Here is a 25,016-nt window from a genome sequence, read left to right as displayed (position 1 = left end):
GGGCATCGCAGGGCCTCCTGAGGCGGTGATCCTCAAAACACTACCGCTGATGCCGGCTTCTCTCAGTTCAGCGCATGCAGTGCGGCGACGGCGGCTTCGGCATCCCGATCGGTGGAGCGCAGCGCCTGCGACATGAGGTAGCCGTCGGTCAGCGCGTCGCCGGTGATCATGACCCGGACGATCTCGACGCCGCAGTCGCGCAGGGCGGTCGGTCCGCACGCCGTGAGCACGCGCGCGCCGAGGTCGGCGTTGTCGGGGAGGACATCTCCGGGGATGCCGCGGACGATGTCGCGCATCGCGGAACCGACGATGTTGGCCGCACGCTCCGTGACGTTCACGACGTCCAGCTCGAAGACCCGCAGCGCACGCCCCGTGGCGACGGGACGCCACTCGAAGGACGCGTGCACGAGATGCTGGTGCCCCGAGGCGCCGGTGAGCTGCCGCGCCGGGAGATCCGTCGCACGGCACCGGACGTCGATGAGCTTGTACCAGTAGAACATCGGGAACGCGCCGTGGGTGCCCGGCGGCAGCACGACCACTTCGCCCGCTGCGCCGGGAGCGCCCTTCGGCTTGCGGACGATCGGCTTGCCGTTGCGCGTGCGGATCGCCGCCCACCCCTCGTCGATCGTCACGAGGAAGAGCTTGAGGAGCGCCGGGACCACGAGCAGGACGGTGAGGATGGCGGTGCCGGTCTTCAGGAGGCTGGACATACCGGGGACGCTGAAGAACGAGAGGAACGTGTCCATGCGTCCACTTTCTCCGATGGCCGGCCGCAGGAGCTCCCGTCCGGGCGTCTGACGGGAGAAGTTCACCCAGGTTTCGCCGTCCGTTCCCGCCCTGGCGGCGAAGACGGCGGAGGGCGGGACGGCTCCCCGGCCGCCCCGCCCTCCGGACAGGACCTCAGCTGTGCGCGATGCCGCGGATCGGCGGCGTGTGGAACGTGCTGCCGAACACGCGCTCGGAGGCACCCTCGCGATCGAGATAGGGCGATGCGCCGCCGTCGATGAACGGCCATCCCGCGCCGAGGATCAGGCACAGATCGATGTCCTCGACCTCGGGGACGACTCCCTCGTCGAGCATGATGCGGATCTCCTGCGCGAGTCCGTCCTGGACGCGGCCGAGGATGGTCGACGCGGAGGCAGGATTCTTGCCGACCGCGCCCTTCAGCGCCTTTTCCGCCGACTTCGTCCAGCCGACGACCCGGCCGCCCTTGTCCTTCTCGACGACCTGCTCCAGCTCCGCGAGCGCATGGAAGTTCTCGTTCGCGTAGAAGCGATCGGGGAAGGCATGCACCATCGTGTCCTGCACATGGGCGGCGACCTTCCATCCGACCAGGTCGATGAGCTGGAAGGGACCCATCGGCAGCCCGAGCGGTGCGAACGCCTTCTCGACCTCGACCAGCGGCGTGCCCTCGTAGACGGCGCGAGCCGCCTCGCCCATCACCTTGGCCAGCAGGCGGTTGACGACGAAGCCGGGAGCGTCGGCCGTGAGAACGGCGTTCTTGCCCAGGCCCTTCGCCACCACGAAGGCGGTGGAGAGCGCGGCGTCGGTGGTCGCCGGCGTCTTCACGATCTCGATCAGCGGCATGACGGCCACCGGGTTGAAGAAGTGGAACCCCACCAGGCGCTCCGGATGCGCGAGCTTCGCACCGATCTCCTCGACCGACAGTGAGGATGTGTTCGTGGCGAGGATCGCGTCCTCGGCGACGATCTTCTCGATCTCGCCGAACACCTGCTGCTTGACCCCGACCTCCTCGAAGACGGCCTCGATGACGAAGTCGGCATCGGCGTACAGGCTCTTGTCGGTCGTGCCGGTCACGAGCGAGCGCAGCTTGTTGGCGGTGTCGGCGTCCAGGCGCCCCTTGGCCTCGAGCTTCCCGATCTCGTCGTGGATGTACGCCACGCCCTTGTCGACGCGCTCCTGGTCGAGGTCGGTGATCAGCACCGGAACCTGCAGCTTGCGTACGAACAGGAGGGCGAACTGGCTCGCCATGAGGCCGGCTCCGATGATCCCGACCTTCGTGACCTTCTTCGCAAGGGCCTTGTCGGGGGCTCCGACCGGTCGTTTGGCCCGCTTCTGGACCAGATCGAACGCGTACATGGATGCTGCGAACTGATCGCCTGTGACGAGCTCCGCGAGAGCCTCGTCCTCACGGGCGAAGCCTTCGGCCTTGGTGCCTCCGCGGGCCTTGTCCAGCAGCTCGAGAGCGGCGTAGGGCGACTTCGGCACCGTGCCGATCTTCGACTCCAGCATTCCGCGGGCCATCTTGATGGCGATCGGCCACTTGGTCAGGCGCTCGATCTTGCCCGGCTCGTTCCTGCGCTCCACCTTCGTGGCACCGGTGAGCACGGCATCCGCCCACGCGAGCGAGTTCTCCAGATAGTTCGCGGCCGGGAAGATCGCGTCGAAGATCCCGTAGTCGAACGCCTGCTGGGGCTTGAGCATACGGTTCTGCTTCAAGGGGTTGGAGATGACCACCTCGAGCGCGTTCTCGATGCCGATCAGGTTCGGCAGGAGGTACGCGCCGCCCCAGCCGGGGATGATTCCGAGGAACACCTCCGGCAGCGCCACAGCGGCGGCTGAGGCGTCCACGGTGCGGTACGTGCTGTTCAGCGCGATCTCGAGGCCGCCGCCGAGGGCGAGGCCGTTCACGAACGCGAACGAGGGGACACCCAGCTCGCCGAGCGATCCGAGGACCTTGTGTCCGAGCTGAGCGATGAGCCGGGCGTTGTCCTTCGAACCGACCTTGCTGATGTCGGACAGGTCGGCGCCGGCGGCGAGGATGTACTGCTTGCCGGTGATGCCGACGGCGTCGATCTCTCCGGACGCGGCACGGGCCCGGAGACCGGCGAGCGTCTCGCCGAGCTCGGTGAGCGTCGCCGGCCCCAGCGTGTTCGGGCGCGTGTGGTCGCGGCCGTTGTCGAGCGTGATGAGGGCCAGGACCTTGCCGGAGGCGAGGCGGATGTCGCGCACGGGGGAGTGCGTCACGACCTCGTCATCCGTGAGCGCCTGGATCGGAGCGAAGTCGATCTCGTCGTAGTTCGTCATTCCCGCGCTCACTTCCGCTTCTTGCCGTCGTAGAAGGGGTTCTCCCAGATGACCGATCCGCCCTGACCGAGGCCCACGCACATGGCGGTGAGGCCGTAGCGGACATCGGGGCGCTCCGCGAACTGGGCGGCCAGCTGGATCATCAGTCGAACGCCGGATGCCGCGAGCGGGTGACCGACGGCGATCGCCCCGCCCCACGGGTTGACCCGGGGGTCGTCGTCGGCGATGCCGAAGTGATCGAGCAGCGAGATCACCTGGATCGCGAAGGCCTCGTTCAGCTCGAACAGGCCGATGTCCGAGATCTGCAGGCCGGCCTTCTTCAGCGCCTTCTCCGTCGAGGGGATCGGTCCGATGCCCATGATCTCCGGCTGCACGCCGGCGAACGCGAACGACACGAGCTTCATCTTCGGCTGCAGGCCGAACTCCTTGACAGCGGCACCGCCGGCGAGCAGCGACATGGTCGCGCCGTCGGTCAGCGGGGAGGAGGTTCCCGCCGTCACCCGGCCGTGCGGGCGGAAGGGGGTCTTGAGTCCGGCCAGGTCCTCCATCGTGGTCTGCGGCCGGCGGCCCTCGTCCTCGGTGGCCAGGCCCCACGCGCCGTCCGCGTCCTTGATGGCGACGGGCACGAGGTCCGGCTGGATCTTGCCGGCGTCGTACGCGGCCTGGACCTTGTGCTGGCTGAGCATGCCGAACCGGTCCGAGCGCTCCTTGGTCAGGTGCGGGAATCGGTCGAAGATGCGCTCGGCGGTGACTCCCATGTTCAGAGCGCCGGGGTCGACCATCTTCTCCGCCACGAACCGGGGATTCGGGTCGGCGTTGCCGCCGATCGGGTGATGGCCCATATGCTCGACCCCGCCGGCGAGGGCGAGGTCGTACATGCCGACGCCGATCGACGCCGCCATCGTCGTCACGCTGGTCATGGCTCCAGCGCACATGCGCTCGATCGCGAGTCCGGGGACGCTCTGCGGGAGGCCCGCGAGAATCGCCACCGACCGGCCCAGCGTCAGGCCCTGGTCGCCGGTCTGCGACGTGGCGGCGATCGCCACGTCATCGATGCGGTCGGCCGGGACGGAGCCGTTGCGCTCCATCAGGCCGATCGTCGCCTTGACGGCGAGGTCGTCCGCGCGGGTGTTCCAGTACATGCCTTTTTCGCCGGCGCGCCCGAACGGGGTGCGCACTCCATCGACGAAGAAGACGTCCGAGATCTCGGCCACTCTGCCTCCTGGGGTTGGGATGATCTCAGCCTAGGAGGGGCGCTCGGGGGCGCGGAATCGGTTGGGTCGATTCTACGAATCGGCCTCGGCGCCCGCTTCCACCGCTTGCGCGGCTTCTACAAAGGCATCCGCGATCCTCTGTGCGGTCTCCTCAATCTGCCACGGCCGCGATCCGAGCTCGGCCAGTCGTGCGCGGATGGCGTCGGCCGTGAAAGCCGGCGGTTCCCAGGCCAGGCGGCGCAGATGGTCCGGCGTGAGCAGGTTCTCGGTCGGCATGTTCAGCTCGGTCGCCCGCGCCTCGATGACGGGACGCGCCGTCTTCAGTCGGGCGTCCGCCTCGGGATTGCGATCCGCCCAGGCGCGCGGCGGAGGCAGCGCGTCGCTCGGAACCCGCTCCTTGGGGAGATCGGTCGTGGTCCGGCCCTGCTCGATGGCGCTCCACCAGCGATCCAGTTGCGTGCGGCTCGCCCGACCGGTGAAGTCCGAGAGCCCGGCCAGCGCGTGCTTGTTCGGCGGCGCCGCCAGCACAGCCGCGACGAGGGAGCGGTCCGGCACGAGTCTGCCGGGGGAGACGTCCTGCTGCTGGGCGTACTCCTCGCGGGCCTGCCACAGCGCCCTGGCCACGGCGAGGTTGCGTGCGCCGCGCACGCGGTGCAGCCCGCTCAGTCGCCGCCAGGGCTCGGTACGGGCCGGCTTGGGGACGCGGGTGAGCGTGGCCGCGAACTCCTCGGCGGCGATCGCGACCTTGTCCTGCTCGATCAGCTCAGCGGCGAGCTCGTCGCGGGCGTCGACGAGATGCAGCACGTCCAGGGCCGCGTACTCGAGCCAGGCCGACGGCAGCGGCCGCGTCGACCAGTCCGCCGCCGAGTGCTCCTTCTTCAACGTGATGCCGAGCGTGTCCTCGACGACGGCGGCGAGTCCGACGTGATCGTGGCCGAGCAGGCGCGACCCCAGCTCCGTGTCGAAGAGGGAGGCCGGCTCGAGCCCCAGCTCGCGCAGCGACGGGAGGTCCTGGCTCGCTGCGTGGAGCACCCATTCCTCGTCGCCGATCGCCGACTGCAGAGCGCCGAAGTCCCCGATCGCCGGCGGATCGAAGAGGAACACTCCGGAACGGCGGCGGAAGACCTGCACGAGATACGCGCGCTGCGAATAGCGGAAGCCGGATGCCCGCTCCACGTCGACGGCGACGGGTCCCTCGCCTTCGGCGAGCAGCGCGCACGCGCGCAGGAACTCTTCTCGGTCGTCGATCACGGAGTACTCAGTCACGGGCCGCCTTTCGCGCACCGAACACGGCGATGTCCTCCGACCCGGGCGGGAGCCCGGCGAGCATCCCCACCAGCTCAGCCCATGCTTCCACATGCGGGCGCAGCGCGCCCTCCGGAGTCCAGGACGCGCGCAGTTCGATCTGAGCGCCGTCGCCTTCAGCGGCGAGGCCGCCGAAGCCCTTGGACAGCGTCTTGGTCGCCGTTCCGGATGCCGAGTGGTACACCGCCTGGCGCGACTCCAGCGCGTCCACCAGCCACGACCAGGTGACATCCGCCAGAAGCGGATCCGTGCCGATCTCCGGCTCCAGCGGAGCCTGCGCGAACGCCACGATGCGCCACTGTCCGGACCAGGCATCCGGTGCCTCGGGATCGTGCAGCAGCACGAAGCGTGCGGTGCCGTAGATCGAGTCCCCATGATCGTCCGGGCGGATGTCCGCGGCCAGAGCGACGGCGAAGGGCGCGAGGCCCTGCGGAGACGGGATCTCCCGCACCGCGATGTCCGAGCGGAATCGGGTCTCGCGCAGTTCTGCTGCGGCTCGCTCGAAGCGCGCTCCGGCATCGGAATGTGCGTTCACGGTGACAGGCTAGAGTCAGGAGGCGATGAAGAGTATCAGGCACGCCGTCACGGCACTCGTCCTCACGGTGCTCGCGGTCGTCACGGCCGCAGGCCTCCTCGTGCTCACGGTCGCCCGACGCGTCGTCACCCCGACCGCGCGCGCGACCGACACCGAGATCCTGGCGGTGGACACCGGCGCGCAGACGATCGAGCTCACCCGCACGCCCGACACCGAACTGCCCGGGCGCTACGGTCTCTTCACCACGGGAACGCATGGCTACGTCAAGCTCGGCGCCGTGCTCAGCGCCGACGGTGCACGCGTGCGGCGCAAGCTGCTGACGCAGATCGACCCGGGTGCGCGGATCGATCGAAGCGCAGCGTTCAGCGGGTGGTACTACAGCTCCCCGCGCGAGCTCCACCTGCGCTGGGAGAACGTGCTGATCGGGTCGCCGAGCGGCCCGTGCCCCGCCTGGCTGTTCCCGGCGGCGCCCGACGCCCCGGCATCCGACATCTGGGTCATCCAGATCCACGGCCGGGGCGGGAACCGCGCCGAGTGCCTGCGCGCGGTTCCGGTGTTCCATTCGCTCGGGATGGCGAACCTCGTCGTCTCGTATCGCAACGACGGGGAGGCTCCGCGCACGCGCGGCGGTGCCTACGCCCTCGGCGCGTCGGAGTGGCGCGATGTCGACAGCGCGATCTCGTACGCGCTGCGCCACGGAGCGAAGCGGGTGCTGCTGATGGGCTGGTCGATGGGAGGGGCCATCGCGCTGCAGACGGCCGTTTCCTCAGGGCACCGTTCCGCGATCGCGGGGCTCGTCCTGGAATCCCCGGTCATCGACTGGCGCTCGGTCCTGCGGTTCCAGGCCCGCGAGCAGGGCGTGCGCGATCCGCTGCCCGCTCTGGCGATGACGGTGCTGTCCTCTCCGGTGACGGCGCGATGGGGCGGTGCGGACGACGCGATCCCGTTCGACCGGCTCGACATGCTCGCCCGGGCGCACGAGCTGGACGTGCCGATCCTCATCCTGCACAGCGACGACGACGGCTTCGTCCCCGCTGACGCGTCGCACGCCCTCGCCGACGAACGGCCGGACATCGTCACGATGCCCCATTTCACCGTGGCGCGTCACGCGAAGCTCTGGAACTACGACCAGACCGGATGGACCCGGGCGATCACCGAATGGGCGGCCGCTCAGGATCTCAGCGCTTCTGCCTGACCTGGTTCTTGGCGCGCAGCAGCATCCCGGTCATACCGGCGATGCGCAGCGGCGACACCGCCCGCGTCAGTCCGATCGACTGCGGATAGTCGTCCGGGATCGCCAGGACCTCGTCGGCCGTGAGACCGGTGATCCCCTGGACGAGGATGCTGGCGAAGCCGCGTGTCGTCGGAGCCTCCGGCGGCGCCGTGGCGTGCATCGTGACGACGTCGTCGGTCACGTCGAGGTGGATGTACACGGGGGACTGGCATTCGGCGACGCGCTCGGTCATCTCCGGGTGCGCCGCCACCTCTGCGGAGACCTCCGGCAGCTCGTTCGAGAACTCCAGGAGCAGCTGCAGGCGCTCGGACTCGGCGAGCGCCAGGAAGTCCTCGCGGATCTCGGCGAGGGCGTCGGGTACGTGCGTCGTGCTCATCCCCGCCATTGTCCCACTTCAGAGCGTGCCCGGCTCCGTCCCGGTCGCGATCGGCACACGCACGGCGCTGCCCCATTCTGTCCAGGAGCCGTCGTAGTTGCGCACGTTCTCGAAACCGAGGAGGTGCTTGAGGACGAACCAGGTGTGGCTGGAGCGCTCCCCGATGCGGCAGTACGCCACGACCTCGTCGCCGTCGGCGAGCCCGGCGCCGTCACGGTAGATGGCGTCGAGTTCGGCTCGCGTTCTGAATCCGCCGTCCTCGGCGACGGCTTTCGCCCACGGGACGCTCTGGGCCGTGGGGATGTGGCCGGCGCGCAGTGCGCCCTCCTCGGGATACGCCGGGGCGCTGGTGCGCTCTCCGCTGTACTCCTCGGGCGAGCGGACGTCGATGAGCGGCTTGCCGATGTGCGCGAGGACGTCGTCCTTGTAGGCGCGCAGGACGGAGTCGTCGCGCTCCACGACGGGGTACTCGGTCCGTGCCGGGATCGGCGCCTCGGTGGTGATCTCCCGGCCCTCCGCGATCCAGCGGTCGCGCCCGCCGTCGAGCAGGCGGACGTCCTCGTGTCCGAAGAGCGAGAACACCCATAGCGCGTACGCCGCCCACCAGTTGTTCTTGTCGCCGTAGATCACCACGGTGTCGTCGCGCGAGATGCCCTTGCGGCTGAGCAGCTCCGCGAAACCGGCACCGTCGACGTAGTCGCGCACGACCGGGTCGTTGAGCTCGGTGTGCCAGTCGACCTTCACCGCGCCGGGGATGTGGCCGGTCTCGTACAGGAGGACGTCCTCATCGGACTCGACGACGACCAGCCCGGGGGTCCCGAGGCGATCCGCCAGCCACGAGGTGCTGACGAGCCGACCGGGCTCGGCGTACGCGGCGAACTTCTCGGACGTGGTGTCGAACTCGATGGTCACGGACGCTCCTCGGGTCGGGCGAGCGAAGGCTCTTCGGCGACGGCGTAGTGTTGTGCCGTCCCCTTCGACGATAGATCCATTCGGCGCGCTCGGCGCCCGATCCGTAAGACTGCGACACAGGACCCCATGACCGAAACGACGCCCCGCGCCGGCACCGTGCGCCTCTCCGACCGGCAGCCCGTCGTCTCGGGACCCGAGATGCTGGCCGGCCTCGTCCCGCCCCCGCAGTTCGACGAAGCGACCTTCGAGAGCTACCGCGCCGATCCCGCCTACCCCTCCCAGGAGGCCGCGAAGACGCAGCTCATGCGCTTCGCAGGGCGCGGGGGGCCCGCCAAGCGGGGCGGACTGTTCCGCCGCGCGCCCAAGGAGCCGGACCTCAAGCCCGGCGTCTACCTCGACGGCGGGTTCGGCGTCGGGAAGACGCACCTCCTCGCGGCGATCTACCACGCGATGCCTGCCCGCCGTAAGTACTTCGGCTCGTTCATCGAGTACACCGCCCTCGTCGGTGCGCTCGGCTACAAGAACACGGTCGACCTGCTCCGTGGCACCGACCTGCTCTGCATCGACGAGTTCGAGCTGGACGATCCCGGCGACACCATGGTGATGACCCGGCTGCTGGGCGAGCTGGTCACCTCGGGGACCCGTCTCGCCGCGACATCCAACACGCCGCCCAACGCGCTGGGGGAGGGGCGCTTCGCCGCCCAGGACTTCCTGCGCGAGATCCATGCCATGTCCGACAGCTTCCAGACCCTGCGGATCGACGGCGTCGACTTCCGCCAGCGTGCGATCGACGGGCACGCCGTCGTGCTCGACGACGACGGCTACGCCCAGCGCGTGGAGGCCGCGGCCAGCGTCGGAACGGCGTCCGACGACTCGTTCGACGACCTGATCCGTCATCTCGCCCGGGTGCACCCGTCGCGCTACATCCGTCTGATCGACGGCATCGACCTCGTGGGTCTTCGCGCGGTGCGGGAGCTCACCGACCAGTCCGAGGCTCTGCGGTTCGTGGCGTTCGTCGACCGGGTGTACGACGCGCAGATCCCCATCGCCGCGACCGGGCGCGGGTTGGACGCGGTGTTCTCCGAGGAGATGCTGGCCGGCGGTTACCGCAAGAAGTATCTCCGCGCCATCTCCAGGCTGAATGCGCTGACGCATTCTGCGTGAGGACGCAGGTCTGCGTAACGTGATGTTCACAGGTCACGCTCTGGTGTAACCGCCAGGAAACAAACCGCGCGCATTTCCGAAATCGGGCCTCGCCACACTGAAGCTCTCAATTACTTCGGATGTGAGGTTTTCCTATGGATGCTCCCGGCAACATCTCGTGGGCGATCACCGCGACGGCGCTGGTTCTGCTGATGACGCCCGGCGTCGCGTTCTTCTACGGCGGTCTCGTCAAGGCGAAGAGCGTCGTCAGCATGATGATGATGAGCTTCGGCTCGATCGGACTCGTCGCCGTGCTGTGGATTCTCTTCGGCTTCTCGATGAGCGCCGTCGAGAACCCGACCGCCTTCGCAGGCAACCCGTTCGCCGACTTCGGGCTCGCCTCGCTCGCGAGCGGCGAGGGCTCCAACGTCGCGCTGCTGGGCGTGGCGTACGGCGCGACATTCGCGATCATCACCGTGGCCCTGATCTCGGGCGCGATCGCGGACCGCGCCAAGTTCGGCAGCTGGCTGATCTTCGCGGGAGTCTTCGCGACCGTCGGCTACTTCCCGATCGCGGCGTGGGTGTGGGGCGGCGGCTGGGTCATGAACCTCGGCTCGTGGCTGTTCGGCGAGGACAGCGGCATCGCGGTCATCGACTACGCGGGCGGCACGGCCGTCCACATCAACGCGGGTGCCGCGGCCCTCGCGCTCGCGCTCGTGCTCGGCAAGCGCATCGGCTTCCAGAAGGGCATCCTCAAGCCGCACAACGTGCCGCTGACGCTGCTCGGCGCCGCCCTGCTGTGGTTCGGCTGGTTCGGCTTCAACGCCGGCGCCGAGTGGCTGTCCGAGGACATGGGCGGCGTCGGCCTGATCGGCCTGAACACGCTGGGCGCGACCGCAGCGGCGATCCTCGGATGGATCCTGATCGAGCGCATCAAGGACGGCAAGCCCACCTCGGTCGGCGCGGCGTCGGGCGCGGTAGCCGGTCTCGTCGCGATCACCCCCGCCTGCGCCAACCTGACGCCGGGGTGGTCGCTGCTGCTCGGGGCTCTCTCCGGCATCCTGTGCGCTCTCGCCGTCGAGCTGAAGTTCCGCCTTGGGTTCGACGACTCCCTGGACGTCGTCGGCATCCACCTCGTCGGCGGTCTTCTCGGCACGGTGTACCTGGGCTTCTTCGCCACGGAGCAGGGCCTGTTCGTCGGCGGTGACGCACGACTGCTCGCCGTCCAGGTGATCGCTGCGCTCGGCGTCCTGATCTACTCCTTCGTCGTCGCCTTCGTGATCGGCTTCGCGATCGAGAAGACGATCGGCTTCCGCGTCACGAACGAGGACGAGATCGCCGGCGTCGACTCGGTGGTCCACGGCGAGGAGGGTTACGCGCTCGTCGACGCCTGAGGCGCCGATAGGGTGACGGGGTGACGTCGTCGACCAGCCTCTTCGCCCGGATCGCGGGAGCCGTGCTCTCCGCTCTCACCAGCCGTACGCCCCGGAGTCCCGAAAGGGAGCCGGGGCGTACGGCTGCTCACGTCGGCACGGCCGCGTCCCGCGGCGACGCCGAGCCCACGCCCGGGCGCGAGCCGGGCAGTGAGACTCTCCGCGTGGATCCGCAGGACGTCCATGACGTCCGGATCGGCTACGCCCCGGCTCGCGACGGCGCGCCGGATGCCGGGGAGATCATCTGGACCTGGGTGCCCTACGAGGAGGACGACGGCCGGGGCAAGGACCGGCCCGTCCTGGTGATCGGGCGGCACGGCCCGGATCGCGCGTACGCGGTGCGGATGACGAGTCGTCCGCACGACGGGGATCGCGACTACCTCGCGATCGGCTCGGGTCGCTGGGATGCTCAGGGCAGGGAGTCCTGGGTGGACATCGAGCAGCTCTACAGCGTGCACGACGACGGGATGCGCCGCGAGGCCGCCGTTCTGGCGCGTGATCGCTACATCGTGATCGCTTCCGCGCTGACGAGAAGGTACGGCTGGCGCAACGGCGGGTGAATACCGGTCCGCACGGCAAAGAGCAACCCCCTGTGCGACGCCTGCGGTGGACCGTAGCGTCTCGTGAGGAGCGACAGGGGGTGCCACGATGGGGCCGGAGCAGCGGGAGGCGTCGACGCGGCGCGGGAATCGTGCACGCAACGTCCGCGTCCTGCACTGCACGGTCGAGGACGTCTTCGACGTGCTGTCGGACGGCTGGCTGTATCCGTCCTGGGTGGTCGGAGCTTCGCGCATGCGCCACGTCGAGAACGGGTGGCCTGCCGGTGGAGCCCGCCTGCACCACTCCTTCGGTGTCTGGCCGCTCCTGATCGACGACACCACACGCTGCCTCGAGTGGGATCCGCCGCGCAAGGCCGTTCTGCGTGCACGCGGCTGGCCGATCGGCGAGGCGGAGATCCTGATCGAGGCGCAGCCCCGGGGCGACGGCTGCGTCGTCCGCATTCAGGAGAGACCCGTGCGCGGACCCGCTGCGGCGCTGCCGGCGGTCGTGTCCGGAGCGCTGCTGCGCTGGCGCAACGCTGAGACGCTGCATCGGCTCGGGTATCTGGCGGAGAGCGGGGCGGGAGCACGGCGCTCGAACCGGGCATGGAACGGACAGGAGGACGGCATGCACGAGGGGATGACACCCGACGAGAAGCGGCACGACCAGCTGACGACCGCACCGGAGGCCACGGAGGAGGATGCCGAGGCTCGCGTGGTGACGACCGAGGAAGACGGTGTCACACGTGTCGACATCGCGCCGGACGCGGCGGTTCGTCCGGGTCCGGGTCCGGGGATGCCCGAGGCCGACGAGCCGCCGGGAACGCGATGACGGAGACGGCTTCCGCACGACCGTCGCCGGCGGACGAACCCGGCCGGAGCGGAGGCCTCCGGCGCGCGATCACGGGGCCGCTGCTGTTCGCCTTCATCCTCGGCGACGTCCTGGGCGCGGGCATCTACGCCCTGATGGGCGTGCTCTCCGAGGACGTCGGGGGAATGCTGTGGGCGCCACTCGTCGTGGCACTGCTGCTGTCGCTTCTCACCGCCGGGTCCTACGCCGAGCTGGTCACCAAGTATCCGCGGGCCGGGGGAGCGGCAGTGTTCGCGGAGCGGGCGTTCCGCAGCCCCACCGTCTCCTTCCTCGTCGGCTTCAGCATGCTCGCCGCTGGCGTCACGAGCGCTGCAGGTCTCGCGATCGCGTTCGCCGGCGACTATCTGCGGACCTTCGTGGATCTGCCGACCCCGCTGGTCGCGGTTCTGTTCCTCGCCGTCGTCGGCGCGCTGAACATGCGCGGCATCCGGGAGTCTCTCGGAGCGAACCTGGTGATGACGGCGATCGAGGTCAGCGGGCTCGTGATCGTCGTCGTGGTGGTCGGCGTGTTCGTCGGCGGCGGAGGAGGGGACCCCTCCCGTGCCCTTGAGGTTCCCGAGGGCACGAACCTCGGTCTCGCGATCCTCGCGGGCGCCATCGTCGCCTACTACTCATTCGTGGGCTTCGAGACCTCGGCCAACGTGATCGAGGAGGTGAAGGACCCGACGCGCACCTACCCTCGGGCCCTGTTCGGCGCCCTGATCGCGGCGGGCGTCGTGTACGTGCTCGTGGGGCTCGCGAGCGCCGCGGCGTTGCCTCCCGAGGAACTGCAGGAATCCAGCGGTCCGCTGCTCGCCGTCGTCGAGGCCACCGGGCTGAGCATCCCGTCCTGGCTGTTCTCGCTCATCGCGTTGATCGCCGTGGCGAACGGGGCGCTGCTGACGATGATCATGGCGAGCCGCCTGGCGTACGGCATGGCGCAGCAGCGTCTGCTGCCGGCGGTGCTCGCCCGTGTGCTGCCGAAGCGCCGGACGCCGTGGGTCGCGATCCTGGCCACGACCGCGGTCGCGATGCTGCTGACGCTGATCGGCGACCTGGCGACACTGGCCGAGACGGTTGTCCTGCTGCTGCTGTTCGTCTTCCTGAGCGCGAACCTGTCGGTGCTCGTCCTCCGGCGCGACGCCGTGGAACACGAGCACTTCCGGGTGTGGACCTGGGTCCCCGTGCTCGGCATCGGCTCCTGCATCCTGCTGCTCACGCAGCAGCGGCCGCTGGTCTGGGCCTTCGGCGGGATCATGCTCGCGGCGGGCGCGCTGCTGTTCCTGGCGGCCCGCTGGGGAAGTCGCTGGCGAGCCCGGTCGCGGAGCTGAGCGTCCTCAACGGTGCATCGGGCACCGTGCGGCGCCGGCGACACGGACGTGCACGCCGGATCGCGGCATCGTGGGCAGGCGCCGGCGGTTGACGTCGAGACCGGTGGACGAGATGTCCAGGCGGCTGTCGCTGAGGGCTGCGACCGCGATGGCGAGTCCCGCCACCGCCAGCTTCTCCCCGGGGCAGCGATGACCCTCCGTGACGGACGCGCCACCGTGCGGGACGAAGGCGCGCAGGGCCTCGTAGTCCGGGCGGTTCAGGAACCGACGGGGATCGAATCGGGCAGGATCGCTCCATGACTGCTCGTCGAGATCCGTGCCGAGGATGTCGAGCAGCACGCGCCGTCCTTTCGCGAGGCGCTGTCCGTCGAACTCGATGTCCGTGAGGGCACGTCCGGGCAGCATGGGAACGAACAGGGCCGTGCGGCGCACCTCTTGAGCGAAGGCCGTGGCGATCGGGCCGTCGGCGAGGGTGCCCCGGAGCGATGCTTCTTCGCGGATGCGCTCCCGCCACTCGGGCTGCTCTCGGAGTTGCCGGCCGGCGAAGGCGACGAAACGTGCGACGGCGATCATCGGACGAAGACAGTTCTGCAGCTCGACGCCGGCACGTCGCGCTGGGAGCAGCCGCCCCTCGCGGTCGCGATGGCCCGCCCAGATGGCGAGGGCCTCGCCCTCATCCGGGGAGAGGCGACCGTTGCGCACGGCTTCGATCAGTCGCGCCGCGTGGCGGTCCGACCACCGACGGTTCACGACCGTCGCGACGAAGGCGGGCGAGTAGGGGGCGCCGAACCCGTCGACGATCTTCGCCAGACGATGCGACCATCGGGTCCGGGCTGCGTCGGTGCCGGGGAGCCCCGCCCAGCGCATGACGGCGCGTCCGAAGGCGCCGACTGCCGCGTCGTACGCCGTTCGCCTCTCGCCCGAGACCCACGCGGACAGCTCCGTCTGCCATGCGTGCTCGAGCAGCGGCGTGAGCCGCCGCACCTGGGCATCCTCATAGGCGGCGTGTACGAACGCTGCCTTGCGATGCCGGTGGTCCGCGCCGTCCAGGCTGTGGACCGAGCCGTGACCGAAGAGGGTCTCCTGGACGATCGCGGGCATCGCGGCGTGGCGAGCGATCCGTGATTCGTCGTAGAAGAGATCGACCCCGTCGGGACCCCGCACGAGCAGCGCGTCCTCGCCGAGGAGCCGAAGAGGCGCGGAGCGCGAGCCGGGGGCGACGCGGGCCCATATCCGCTCGGCGAAGTCGTATCCGTGCAGCAGCAGGTGCGGAGCGTCGTCGGTGAGGAGATTGCGCATGTGCCGAACGTGCCACGGCACCGCTGCCGCCGCACGGGGGAGGCGTCAGGCCGCGGACTGTGCTAGACGGCGCGTTCGGCTGCCGGTCGTTCGGTCGGCGCTCAGTCCTCGAAGGCGCGCCGGACGTCGTCCTCTTCACCGGAGACGAGGTTGCTCGCGATGAGCGTGCCGCCCTGTCCGTTGAAACGCTCGGCCAGGCGGTCGCGGTCGCTGTCGTGGTTGACCACGAAGAGCGCCGACGTACCCGGAACGACTGCCTTGCCGATGGTGTCGAGCTGCTCCTTCGTGATGCCGACCGCATCGATCTTCTTCGCGAGCACACCGATCGCGGCACCGGCGGCGGCTCCGATCAGCGGCAGGAAGAAGAGAGCGCCGATGACTACGCCCAGCAGTGCGCCCCACCCGGCGCTGCGCAGTTCGTCGCGGTTCTCGTACTTGACATCCGGGCGATCCGCACCGGGCTGCCACTCGATGACGGCGTAGTCCTCGATCCGGATCAGGCCTTCGCCGGCGGCCTGGCGCAGGACATCGGTCGCTGTCTGTGCTCCGTCGACGGTCTCGAACTTCCAGGCGGTGAATGTGGTCACGATGGTCCCTTCAGCAGATGTGCGCACTGTGGCCCATTATGGTGCGCGCGGCCGAATCGCCGCGCCTCGGCGCGGCGATTCGCCTCAGGCATGGAGCGACGACACGCCGACGCATGACTCGCAGATGAGAAAATGGATGCCGGGCAGCGCCGGTCGCAACGGAAGGGAATCGTCATGGACGTCAACACTCCCGCGTCGATGACTCCCTGGCTGCGTCCTGTCGCCCAGGATCCCGTGCCCCTCTCGGTCGACGAGCACCTGACAGTCGGTGAAGTCGCATCGATGGTCGGGGTCAGTGTTCGAACCCTCCACCATTGGGACAATGTGGGTCTCATGCGCCCGGAATCGCGGACCACGAGTGGCTACCGTGCATACTCCGCAGCGGATGTGGCGCGTGTTCATCGCGTGCTCGTGTATCAGGAGCTCGGGTTCGGTCTCACGCAGATCGCGGCGATCCTCGATGATCCGACGGTCGATGAGAGTGCGCAACTCCGGGAGCAGCGCGGGCTTCTCGAAGACCGAATCCGACGGTTGCGGCAGATGGCTGATGCGATCGACCGGGTCCTCGACTCGCAGGCCGCTGGAATTCGTCTGACGGCGCAACAGCAGGCAGAGATCTTCGGAAGCGGTTGGCGCGAGGACTGGGCGGACGCGGCACGTCAACGGTGGGGCGAGTCCGACGAATGGTTGCAGTTCGAGCGGAACGCGATGTCGTCTTCCGAGTCCGACCGCAAGCGGATGCAGGAGCAGGGCGAAGCTCTCTATGCCGAGATGGCGGAGGCGAAGCGCTCCGGCGTCGAACCCGGGACGGAGTCCGCGAACCTGTTGGCGGAGCAGCACCGCATGATGGTCAGTCAGCTGTTCGATTGCACGCACTCCATGCAGGTCTGCCTTGGGCGGACCTACGCCGGCGACGAGCGGTTCTCAGCATTCTTCGCTGAACGGGAGCCTGGCTTGGCGGCGTGGCTTGCGGAGGTCATCAACGCGAACGCCCGTAGACACGGCGTCGATCCTGACAACGCGGCATGGGAGTGACCTCAGCGCACTCGTCTTGACCTTCACGTCGCGTGAGGCCACACGCTGGTGCACATGGCGGCAGCATCTGTTCCGAGCGAAGCACCTGCGCACCAGAAGGCAGGGGCGATCGAGAGCGTGCGCCATCCAGCCGCCAGGCGCGTCGCCGATGTGCTTCGCAACCGGTCGGGCAGACCGAGGATCATCGTGATCGACGATGCGGAGAACATCGGGCAAGCAACGACATCGGGACTCCGGATCGACAGCGTCTACACCACCAGTTCAGCGGCGTCGGATCAATGTGCGACGCGACCCGTCGACGACGGCGTGCATCACTACCTCCTCGACGATCACGTGGCGAACGCGCTCTTCGGAGGTCAGAAGCACACTCGGATGTTCGCGCTCGCTCGCGCACCGCGAGCCTGGGCGCTGGATGATCTGCGCGGTAGCCGAGGAGACGTCGTCGTGCTCGACGGCGTGCGCATGGTCGGCAACATCGGTGCCATCACGCGCACGGCGTCCGCGCTGGGCGCAGCGGGCGTCATCGTTCTCGACAGCGGTCTGCGCACGACATTCGATCGCAGGCTGATCCGCGCCAGTCGGGGACTGGTCTTCTCCCTCCCCGTCGTCCTCGCCTCGCGAACGGAATGCGCTGGATTCCTGCAACGCGAAAAGGTCCGCATCGCGACGCTGTCCGCGGATGCCGAGAGCCCGCTGCACGCGATCCGTTCGGTCACCGACCGCATCGCCCTCATCCTGGGAAGCGAACGCGATGGCGTTTCTCAGGGCTTCGACGATCTCGCGAACCATCGCTTCTCGATCCCGATGAAGCCAGGGGTCGAATCTCTGAACGTCTCGGTGGCGGCTGGGATCGCCCTCTACGAGCACGCGGCCGGACAGGAAGCCGCATCGCCGTCCGGGTGAGCGATGTTGGGAGGGGATGGAGAGCCTCCTGCCCGGCGGCAGATGCCTCTCCATATGGTGGGCGATACCGGACTCGAACCGATGACCTCTTCCGTGTGAAGGAAGCGCGCTACCAACTGCGCCAATCGCCCCTGACCTGTGGGGTCGAGAACCGATACTACCGGACGCCGCGGGGCGTTCATGACCATTCCCCGGGACACACCCGAGATCCGTGTCCGGTTTTGCGTCGCGCGGATCGTCGGCTATTGTTTTACAAGTGCCCGGTCAGCCGGAACACAACGCGGATGTAGCGCAGTTGGTAGCGCATCACCTTGCCAAGGTGAGGGTCGCGAGTTCGAGTCTCGTCATCCGCTCGAGTGCAGGAGCTCCTTCGGGGGTTTCGGCATGTGGGTTCGAATCCACCTCGCGGTGGCGTGGCCGAGAGGCTAGGCACCGGCCTGCAAAGCCGTTTACACGGGTTCGAATCCCGTCGCCACCTCTCTGCACAACTGAATAGCCCCAACGGGCGCGATTGGCGCAGCGGTAGCGCGCTTCCCTGACACGGAAGAGGTCACTGGTTCGATCCCAGTATCGCGCACCACCCGAAACCCCCGGCCGCGGCCGGGGGTTTCGTCGTCTCCGGGAGGCCGCGCGGGCGGCGAGGTCAGCGCGCCGGCTGCCGGTGCTCCGCCATCCAGGCGGCGGCGTACGCCACGGCATCCCGGAGCGGGAAGAGGCGGCTCGTCGAGTCGCCGACCGGCCCTGAGCGCACCGCGCCGGTCGTCTCGAAGTCCGCGCCGATGCGTTCGAAGTCCTCCTCGTCGAGGACCACATCGGTCCAGGTCCGCCAGACCCGTTCGCCGGCCTCGTCCTGGACGGCAGCGCCGTACTGCTCGACAGGCGCAGCCGGCTGACGGTACTCCGCCAGGTGGAATGCCGTGCAGCTGTCGTACCCGACCCCGAGCAGCAGGACGTCCGCATCCAGGCGCTCCAGCGTGCCGAGAGGGGAATCGGGACCCAGCGCGCACGCGAGAGGATGCGTGTCCACGATCTCCCGCGCCCGGGCGCCGATGGCTGCGAACGAGGTCTGCGGATGCGCGCTGCGCACCGCCCCAGGGCTGGTCCGCACCTGCTCGGCGATCGCGCCCATGGCGCGCGTGGGCGTGCGCTGCGGATCGAACGCGGGCATCTCCTCGCGGATGATCGGCCACCAGTGCTCGGGAACCGGCGGGTGCGCCCACTTCGCAGGGTCGGAGTTGTCGCTGGTCTGGGTCGGGACGACGACGGTCCCCTCTGGCCCGACGACGTCCTGCAGCGCTGCGACCACGGCCTGGCTGCCTCCGCACACCCAGCCGAGCGAGCGCAGCGAGCTGTGCACGAGAACCGTGCGTCCCGGCATCAGCCCGAGCCGGCGAAGATCCGCGACGAGCGAGCGGTGGGTCTGCGGGGTGTCCTGATTCACCCCGAGAGTCAACACGGACCGACGGACGCGGGTCAACCCCGGGCGCGGACGCTGGTGCCGCCGTCGAGCGATCGCGAGAATGGGCGCATGGCAGAGCTGGACGACATCGCCGCCGAGCTGTACGCGCTCCCGCTCGGCGATTTCATCTCCGAGCGCAACGCGCGCACGAAAGCCGCGGGGGACGCGGATCTGGCCGATGCTCTCAAGTCGCTTCGCAAGCCCGCGACCGCCGCGTGGGTGGTCAACCTGTTCGCCCGGGAGCGTCCCGATCAGCTCGCGCAGGCGCTGCAGTTGGGCGAGGCACTGCGCGAGGCGCAGGAGGAGCTGGACGCTGCGGCCCTGACGGCGCTGACGCGCCAGCGTCGAGCGCTGGTGCGCGAGTTGACGCGCACGGCGGCCGACCTCGCCGCGCATGCGGGGGAGAAGGTCACACCCGCGACCTCGACCGCGGTCGAGCAGACGCTGAACGCGGCGATGCTCGACGCGCGCGCGGCGGACGCCGTCGCTTCGGGTCGCCTGCTGCGAGCGCTCGAGCCCTCCGGCGGCGATGCCGTCGATGTGGACGACGCGGTGGCAGGGACACTGACTCGCCGTGCAGTCCGGGAGACCCCACCGGATGAGCTGGAGGAGCGTCGCGCACGGAAGGCCGCCGAGCAGGCCGTGCGCACCGCCGAGCAGAAGGTGAAGCAGGCCGAACGGGCGCTCGAAGCCGTGCGGCGCGAGGACGAGAGCGCGGCGGTCCGTCTGCGCGGACTGCGCGCTCGAGCATCCGAACTCGCCGCAGAACTCGAGAAGGTGCAGGCGGAGATCGCACAGGCCGAGAAGCGCACCCCGACGCGTGCCGCCGCCGAAGCGGCGAGGGACGCTGCCGTCGCGGAATTGGACGAGGCCCGGGCCAGCGCCGACCTCGCGGACTGAGGTCGCACACGCGGGCGACCGAACGGGCTGTCGTGGCGGACGGCGGCATCCGACGGGGCGAGTAATCTGGGTGATGACCCAGATGGAGTGCTCTGTGCCTGAAAACGCCCAGCCGCAAGACGGCTTCGCCCTGTTCACCGACCGATCCGTCGTCGCGATGCGCGTCGACGGCGTCCTCACGGATCTCGCCGCGACGCTGACCGGGACCGAGACGGTCGAGCCGGTCACGATCGACAGCGAGGACGGGCTGAACATCCTCCGTCACTCCACGGCCCACGTTCTGGCCCAGGCCGTGCAGCGCCTGCACCCCGAGGCGAACCTCGGCATCGGCCCGTTCATCACCGACGGCTTCTACTACGACTTCGGCGTCGAGGAGCCGTTCACCCCGGACGATCTGAAGGCGATCTCGAAGGAGATGCAGCGCATCGTCCGCGAGGGGCAGCGTTTCACGCGTCGTGTGGTCTCGGCCGACGAGGCGCGCGCCGAGCTCTCGGGGGAGCCGTTCAAGCTGGAGCTGATCGATCTGGCCGGCGGCCCCGGCTCCGGTGCGGATGCCGCCGAGGGCGCCTCCGTGGAGGTCGGCGCCGGGGAGCTCACGATCTACGACAACGTCACCCGGGACGGCGAGGTCGCCTGGAAGGACCTCTGCCGCGGACCCCATGTGCCGAGCACCCGGATGGTCGGGAACGGGTGGGATCTCACGCGCGTCGCGGCCGCCTACTGGCGCGGCAGCGAGAAGAACCCGCAGCTGCAGCGCATCTACGGGACCGCGTGGCCGACGAAGGACGAGCTGCGCGCGTACAAGGAGCGCCTGGCGGAGGCGGAGCGCCGCGACCACCGCAAGCTCGGCGCCGAGATGGACCTGTTCTCCTTCCCGGACGAGATCGGCTCGGGCCTCGCGGTGTTCCACCCCAAGGGCGGCATCATCCGGTACGAGATCGAGGAGAATCTGCGACGGCACCTGTTGCGCAACGGTTACGACCTCGTCAACAGCCCGCACATCACGAAGAAGGACCTCTTCGCCACCTCGGGGCACCTGCAGACCTACGCCGACGGGATGTTCCCGGCGATGCACCTGGACGAACTGCGCGACGACGAGGGCAACATCACGCGCCAGGGCCAGGATTACTACCTGAAGCCGATGAACTGCCCGTTCCACAACCTCATCTACCGCTCGCGAGGACGCTCCTACCGTGAGCTGCCCCTTCGCCTCGCCGAGTTCGGCACGGTCTACCGCTACGAGAAGAGCGGCACGCTCTCCGGGCTCACCCGAGTGCGGGGCCTCACCCAGGACGACGCGCACATCTACGTGGCACAGGATCAGGTCAAGCAGGAGCTGACCACGAATCTGAACCTGGTGCTGGATCTGCTGCGCGACTACGGTCTGAACGACTTCTACCTCGAGCTGTCCACGAACGAGGAAGGCAACCCGAAGTTCCTCGGCGAACCCGAGCAGTGGTCGACCGCGATCGAGACCCTGCGCGAGGTCGCCGTGGCCTCGGGACTCGAGCTCGTCGCCGATCCCGGGGGCGCGGCGTTCTACGGACCGAAGATCTCGGTGCAGGCGCGGGACGCGATCGGCCGTACGTGGCAGATGTCGACCATCCAGCTCGATTTCAACCAGCCGGAGCGCTTCGAGCTGGAGTACACCGGCCCGGACGGGCAGAAGCACCGCCCGGTCATGATCCATCGTGCCCTGCTCGGCTCGGTCGAGCGGTTCTTCGCGATCCTCCTCGAGCACTACGCCGGCGATTTCCCGCTGTGGCTGGCGCCTGCCCAGGTGGTCGGCGTCCCGGTGGCCGAGCAGTACGGCCCGTACCTCGATGAGGTCATCGCGCGGCTGCGCAGCGCCGGGGTCCGTGCCGAGGTCGACCACTCGGACGACCGCATGCAGAAGAAGATCCGCAATCACACCACGTCGAAGGTCCCGGTCATCCTCATCGCGGGCGAGCAGGACAGCGCGGCCGGGACCGTCTCGTTCCGGTTCCGCGACGGCACGCAGGAGAACGGCGTCCCGGTGGACGAGGCCGTCACGCGCATCCGCGCCGCGATCGACGCGCACGCCCTCGTGCTGAAGGCGGGTGACCTGGCGTGACCGCCGCGGACCCGGCATCCGGTGCGCCGGTGTTCCCCGAGGACGCCGCGCACCTCGCCGGTGTCCCGGATGAGTTCCAGCGGCTGTGGACCCCGCACCGGATGGCGTACATCCAGGCGGGACCCGAGCCGCTGCGCGAGGAATGTCCGTTCTGCGAGGCACCGAAGCATGCCGACGAGGAGCGCCTCATCGTCGCCCGCGGACGCACCGCCTATGTGCTGCTGAACCTGTTCCCGTACAACTCCGGGCACCTGCTCGTCTGCCCGTACCGGCACATCGCCACCTACGATCAGGCCACGCCCGAGGAGGTCGCCGAGATCGGCGCGCTCACCCAGACCGGAATGCGCGTGCTGCGCGACGTGTCGAACTGCGACGGCTTCAACCTCGGTATGAACCAGGGGGCCGTCGCAGGCGCCGGCGTGGACGCGCACCTGCATCAGCACATCGTGCCGCGCTGGTCCTCCGACGCCAACTTCTTCCCGATCATCGCCAAGACGAAGGCGCTGCCGCAGCTGCTCGGCGAGGTGCGGCATGCCGTGGCCGCCGCCTGGCCCGCCGCGTAGGTCAGCAGTTCAGCGCACCTGGCGTGCGCTGAACTGCAGACGCGGGCGGGCGTAGAACTCCTGCGCCTCGATGAGCTGCAGTTCGCGCTCGCCCGACTCGAGCGTGAGCTTCAGCAGGTCGTACACGCTGGATGCCGTGCGCTCCAAAGCCGTCTGAGCGCTGCCCGTCCCCACGTAGTGAGCCGTGAACAGCGCTGCCGTGACGTCGCCGGATCCGTTGGCCTTCATCGGGAGATACGGCGTCTGGACGATCCACGCGCCCTGATCGTCGACGGCGAGCATCTCGATGGTGCCGTCCTCGCGATCCGGGCGTTCGACGCTCGTCACGAGCACAGTGCGCGGTCCCATCGCGCGCGCCGCGTCCGCCGACTCCAGCGTCTCCTCCAGTGTGGACGGCTCCGTTCCGGTGAGGAAGCCGAGCTCGAACTGATTCGGCGTGATGATGTCCGCGACGGGGACGACCTTCTCCCGCAGCAGTTCGGGGATGGCCGGTGCGACGAAGCATCCGCTCTTCGCGTTGCCCATGACCGGATCGCAGGCGTACACGGCGTCCGGGTTCGCCGCCTTGACTCTCTTCACCGCGTCGATGATGACGTCGCCGATGCCCTCGCTGCCCTGGTAGCCGGACAGGACCGCGTCCACCTGCGCGAACGCGCCCCGCTCCTCGACGCCAGTGATGACCTCGCGCACGTCGTCCGGTGCGATGAGCGGTCCGCGCCACGCGCCGTATCCGGTGTGGTTGGAGAAGTTCACCGTGTACACAGGCAGCACCTCGACGCCGATGCGCTGCAGGGGGAACACGGCGGCGGAGTTGCCGACATGTCCGTAGGAGACGGCGGACTGGATCGAGAGGACCTTCATGGGTGCTTCCTTCTTCGGGTGTGCGGAGATCATCGGGTTGCGGAGACGAGATCGCCGAGCAGGGCGTCGCCCTCCTCGTCCGTGAGGTCGTGGACGGTGAGGCGCAGGTGGTGCGAGGGTCCTGCGCCTTCGGTCAGACGGAAGGCGTCGCCGGTGCGGACGAGCCAGCCGCGGCGCATCATGCGCTCCGAGACGACGGCCGCCGCCTCGGGGAGCTGCACCCACAGGTTCATGCCGTCGCCTTGCGTGGCGTGCAGACCGTGTTCTCGCAGCCGGTCGGCGAACGCCTCGTTCCGGCTCGCGTAGTGGCGGCCGGCAGCGGCGATCTGCGCCTGGGCCGTCTCATCGGTCACCAGACCGAGGACGAGGCGCTGCAGCAGGTGACTCACCCAGGTGGTGCCGGGGCTCAGCCGCTCCGCCAGACGAGCGGCGGTCTCAGGATCGGTGGCCGCCACGGCCAGGCACATGTCCGGGCCGAGGAACTTCGAGACGCTGCGGATCAGCGCGAAACGCCGGTGCTCCGGTGTGATGAGCGATTCGTAGCGATGCGGGGACAGCATCGAGAAGTGGTCGTCCTCGATGAGCAGGACGTAGGGATGATCCGCCAGGACGGCCCGCAGCTCCGCGGCCCGTTGCGGACTCAGCCGCGCTCCGGTCGGGTTCTGGGCGCGCGGCGTGCAGATGACCGCGCGCACGCCGGCATCGAGCGCCGCGCGCAGCCCCTCGACGGTCATGCCCTCGGCGTCGACCGGAACCGGCACGGCCCGGTAGCCGCCCAGGCGGACGGTGTGAATGCTGGCGAGGAAGCACGGATCCTCCAGCGCGACGGCGTCGTCCCGGGTCAGCGCCTGGGCGAGCAGCCGCTCCACGGCGTCCACCGCGCCACTGGTGATGGTGATGCGGAAGTCCGCGGACGGCAGGGCATCGGTCATCCACTCCCGCGCCCAGGCCTCCAGACCCGGGTCGATGACGGGCTCTCCGTAGAGCACGGGACGCCCGCGGAATCCGGCCAGCACGGGGGAGGGGTCCGGGATGAGACGCGGGTCGGGATTGCCGGTCCCGACATCGCGCAGCACGGTGTCGGGAGCGTAGCCCTCCTGTGCGGTCGGCGCATTCCCCGTCAGCACCGTGCCCGCGCGCCCTCGTGTGCGGACGAGGCCCGCCTGGGCGAGCTGCCGATAGGCGGCGACGGCGGTGTTGCGGTTCACGCCCAGGCGCTCGGCCAGCTCGCGGACCGGGGGGAGCGGGTCGCCGGGGCGCAGGATGCCGCGGTCGCGGAGTCCGCGCACACTGCCGGCGATCTCGGCCGCCGTGGTGCCGGTGATCTGCTCGTTCGTGTCAGCCATCGAAACACGAGTCTAGTTCGTCCTGCGACAGTGCTAGGTTTTGGCATA

General features: G+C 69.2%; 23 protein-coding genes and 4 tRNA genes. 14 read left to right on the top strand and 13 right to left on the bottom strand.

Annotated features, from left to right (window positions below; translation table 11 throughout):
• Nucleotides 1–62: 62 nt before the first annotated feature.
• From AC3RXZ_RS02440 to AC3RXZ_RS02420, 5 genes are all read right to left on the bottom strand, one after another.
• Complete coding sequence (locus tag AC3RXZ_RS02440) at nucleotides 63–746, bottom strand: SPFH domain-containing protein (RefSeq protein ID WP_491493063.1); 684 nt, start codon at nucleotides 744–746, stop codon at nucleotides 63–65.
• Between the two features lie 154 nt (nucleotides 747–900).
• Nucleotides 901–3,048, bottom strand: a complete 2,148-nt coding sequence (locus tag AC3RXZ_RS02435; protein ID WP_491493495.1) for a 3-hydroxyacyl-CoA dehydrogenase NAD-binding domain-containing protein — start codon at nucleotides 3,046–3,048, stop codon at nucleotides 901–903.
• A gap of 8 nt (nucleotides 3,049–3,056) precedes the next feature.
• Nucleotides 3,057–4,262, bottom strand: coding sequence for a thiolase family protein (locus tag AC3RXZ_RS02430; RefSeq protein WP_491493062.1), 1,206 nt, complete (start codon nucleotides 4,260–4,262; stop codon nucleotides 3,057–3,059).
• 72 nt (nucleotides 4,263–4,334) lie between these two features.
• Nucleotides 4,335–5,528: an HRDC domain-containing protein gene (locus AC3RXZ_RS02425; RefSeq protein ID WP_491493061.1), complete on the bottom strand. Its 1,194-nt coding sequence runs from the start codon at nucleotides 5,526–5,528 to the stop codon at nucleotides 4,335–4,337.
• Entirely contained in the window at nucleotides 5,521–6,102 is a 582-nt protein-coding gene (locus AC3RXZ_RS02420; RefSeq protein WP_491493060.1) for a DUF3000 domain-containing protein, read from the bottom strand. The genes AC3RXZ_RS02425 and AC3RXZ_RS02420 overlap by 8 nt, the downstream gene beginning before the upstream one ends.
• Nucleotides 6,103–6,127: 25 nt before the next feature.
• On the opposite strand from AC3RXZ_RS02420, the gene AC3RXZ_RS02415 reads away from it, so the two are divergent.
• Nucleotides 6,128–7,297: an alpha/beta hydrolase family protein gene (locus tag AC3RXZ_RS02415; protein ID WP_491493059.1), complete on the top strand. Its 1,170-nt coding sequence runs from the start codon at nucleotides 6,128–6,130 to the stop codon at nucleotides 7,295–7,297.
• On the opposite strand, the gene AC3RXZ_RS02410 is transcribed toward AC3RXZ_RS02415, so the two are convergent.
• Nucleotides 7,281–7,712, bottom strand: coding sequence for a SufE family protein (locus tag AC3RXZ_RS02410; RefSeq protein WP_243225586.1), 432 nt, complete (start codon nucleotides 7,710–7,712; stop codon nucleotides 7,281–7,283). The genes AC3RXZ_RS02415 and AC3RXZ_RS02410 overlap by 17 nt on opposite strands.
• An 18-nt stretch (nucleotides 7,713–7,730) precedes the next feature.
• The gene (locus AC3RXZ_RS02405; RefSeq protein WP_491493058.1) at nucleotides 7,731–8,624 is read right to left on the bottom strand and encodes a sulfurtransferase; all 894 of its coding nucleotides are present in this window, start codon (nucleotides 8,622–8,624) and stop codon (nucleotides 7,731–7,733) included.
• Nucleotides 8,625–8,750: 126 nt separating this feature from the next.
• Between AC3RXZ_RS02405 and zapE the strand changes: the two genes are divergently transcribed.
• From zapE to AC3RXZ_RS02380, 5 genes are all read left to right on the top strand, one after another.
• Nucleotides 8,751–9,788: a cell division protein ZapE gene (gene zapE / locus AC3RXZ_RS02400; protein ID WP_491493057.1), complete on the top strand. Its 1,038-nt coding sequence runs from the start codon at nucleotides 8,751–8,753 to the stop codon at nucleotides 9,786–9,788.
• A 134-nt stretch (nucleotides 9,789–9,922) separates the two neighbouring features.
• Complete coding sequence (locus AC3RXZ_RS02395; protein ID WP_243225591.1) at nucleotides 9,923–11,161, top strand: ammonium transporter; 1,239 nt, start codon at nucleotides 9,923–9,925, stop codon at nucleotides 11,159–11,161.
• Between the two features lie 20 nt (nucleotides 11,162–11,181).
• Nucleotides 11,182–11,760 (top strand): type II toxin-antitoxin system PemK/MazF family toxin, encoded by a 579-nt coding sequence (locus tag AC3RXZ_RS02390; protein WP_491493056.1) that lies wholly within the window; start codon nucleotides 11,182–11,184, stop codon nucleotides 11,758–11,760.
• A gap of 88 nt (nucleotides 11,761–11,848) precedes the next feature.
• The gene (locus AC3RXZ_RS02385) at nucleotides 11,849–12,571 is read left to right on the top strand and encodes an SRPBCC family protein (RefSeq protein ID WP_308220835.1); all 723 of its coding nucleotides are present in this window, start codon (nucleotides 11,849–11,851) and stop codon (nucleotides 12,569–12,571) included.
• Nucleotides 12,568–13,920: an APC family permease gene (locus tag AC3RXZ_RS02380; RefSeq protein ID WP_243225593.1), complete on the top strand. Its 1,353-nt coding sequence runs from the start codon at nucleotides 12,568–12,570 to the stop codon at nucleotides 13,918–13,920. Before AC3RXZ_RS02385 ends, AC3RXZ_RS02380 begins: the two co-directional genes overlap by 4 nt.
• 6 nt (nucleotides 13,921–13,926) lie before the next feature.
• Here AC3RXZ_RS02380 and AC3RXZ_RS02375 read toward each other — a convergent pair whose 3' ends face one another.
• Both AC3RXZ_RS02375 and AC3RXZ_RS02370 read right to left on the bottom strand, forming a co-directional pair.
• Nucleotides 13,927–15,219: a cytochrome P450 gene (locus AC3RXZ_RS02375; protein ID WP_243225594.1), complete on the bottom strand. Its 1,293-nt coding sequence runs from the start codon at nucleotides 15,217–15,219 to the stop codon at nucleotides 13,927–13,929.
• 101 nt (nucleotides 15,220–15,320) lie between these two features.
• Nucleotides 15,321–15,806: a DUF1269 domain-containing protein gene (locus AC3RXZ_RS02370; protein ID WP_243225595.1), complete on the bottom strand. Its 486-nt coding sequence runs from the start codon at nucleotides 15,804–15,806 to the stop codon at nucleotides 15,321–15,323.
• Between the two features lie 174 nt (nucleotides 15,807–15,980).
• On the opposite strand from AC3RXZ_RS02370, the gene AC3RXZ_RS02365 reads away from it, so the two are divergent.
• Together AC3RXZ_RS02365 and AC3RXZ_RS02360 are read left to right on the top strand one after the other, a co-directional pair.
• A complete protein-coding gene (locus AC3RXZ_RS02365; RefSeq protein ID WP_243225596.1) occupies nucleotides 15,981–16,841 on the top strand; it encodes a MerR family transcriptional regulator in 861 nt (286 codons plus the stop codon).
• A 54-nt stretch (nucleotides 16,842–16,895) separates the two neighbouring features.
• The gene (locus AC3RXZ_RS02360) at nucleotides 16,896–17,744 is read left to right on the top strand and encodes a TrmH family RNA methyltransferase (RefSeq protein ID WP_243225597.1); all 849 of its coding nucleotides are present in this window, start codon (nucleotides 16,896–16,898) and stop codon (nucleotides 17,742–17,744) included.
• Between the two features lie 55 nt (nucleotides 17,745–17,799).
• On the opposite strand, the gene AC3RXZ_RS02355 is transcribed toward AC3RXZ_RS02360, so the two are convergent.
• Nucleotides 17,800–17,875 (bottom strand) — tRNA-Val (locus AC3RXZ_RS02355).
• Between the two features lie 149 nt (nucleotides 17,876–18,024).
• Here AC3RXZ_RS02355 and AC3RXZ_RS02350 point away from each other — a divergent pair.
• From AC3RXZ_RS02350 to AC3RXZ_RS02340, 3 genes are all read left to right on the top strand, one after another.
• Nucleotides 18,025–18,097: transfer RNA gene (locus AC3RXZ_RS02350), tRNA-Gly, on the top strand.
• A gap of 54 nt (nucleotides 18,098–18,151) precedes the next feature.
• A tRNA-Cys gene (locus AC3RXZ_RS02345) sits at nucleotides 18,152–18,222 on the top strand.
• Nucleotides 18,223–18,249: 27 nt separating this feature from the next.
• A tRNA-Val gene (locus tag AC3RXZ_RS02340) sits at nucleotides 18,250–18,324 on the top strand.
• Nucleotides 18,325–18,387: 63 nt separating this feature from the next.
• Here the strand turns inward: AC3RXZ_RS02340 and AC3RXZ_RS02335 are convergent.
• On the bottom strand, nucleotides 18,388–19,185 hold the full coding sequence (locus AC3RXZ_RS02335) for an AAC(3) family N-acetyltransferase (protein ID WP_491493055.1): 798 nt from the start codon (nucleotides 19,183–19,185) through the stop codon (nucleotides 18,388–18,390).
• A gap of 87 nt (nucleotides 19,186–19,272) precedes the next feature.
• Here AC3RXZ_RS02335 and AC3RXZ_RS02330 point away from each other — a divergent pair, with 87 nt between their 5' ends.
• The 3 genes from AC3RXZ_RS02330 to AC3RXZ_RS02320 all read left to right on the top strand — a co-directional run bounded on the left by AC3RXZ_RS02330 (nucleotide 19,273) and on the right by AC3RXZ_RS02320 (nucleotide 22,761).
• On the top strand, nucleotides 19,273–20,103 hold the full coding sequence (locus AC3RXZ_RS02330; protein ID WP_491493054.1) for a transposase: 831 nt from the start codon (nucleotides 19,273–19,275) through the stop codon (nucleotides 20,101–20,103).
• Between the two features lie 157 nt (nucleotides 20,104–20,260).
• A complete protein-coding gene (thrS, locus tag AC3RXZ_RS02325; RefSeq protein WP_491493494.1) occupies nucleotides 20,261–22,198 on the top strand; it encodes a threonine--tRNA ligase in 1,938 nt (645 codons plus the stop codon).
• Entirely contained in the window at nucleotides 22,195–22,761 is a 567-nt protein-coding gene (locus AC3RXZ_RS02320; RefSeq protein WP_243225601.1) for an HIT family protein, read from the top strand. Before thrS ends, AC3RXZ_RS02320 begins: the two co-directional genes overlap by 4 nt.
• Before the next feature lie 9 nt (nucleotides 22,762–22,770).
• On the opposite strand, the gene pdxY is transcribed toward AC3RXZ_RS02320, so the two are convergent.
• Complete coding sequence (gene pdxY / locus AC3RXZ_RS02315) at nucleotides 22,771–23,622, bottom strand: pyridoxal kinase PdxY (RefSeq protein ID WP_491493053.1); 852 nt, start codon at nucleotides 23,620–23,622, stop codon at nucleotides 22,771–22,773.
• A 29-nt stretch (nucleotides 23,623–23,651) separates the two neighbouring features.
• Nucleotides 23,652–24,968 (bottom strand): aminotransferase class I/II-fold pyridoxal phosphate-dependent enzyme, encoded by a 1,317-nt coding sequence (locus tag AC3RXZ_RS02310; protein WP_491493052.1) that lies wholly within the window; start codon nucleotides 24,966–24,968, stop codon nucleotides 23,652–23,654.
• Between the last annotated feature and the right edge of the window lie 48 nt (nucleotides 24,969–25,016).

Source organism: Microbacterium cucumeris, assembly GCF_058349845.2.
This window is presented reverse-complemented; position numbering and strand designations above follow the sequence as displayed.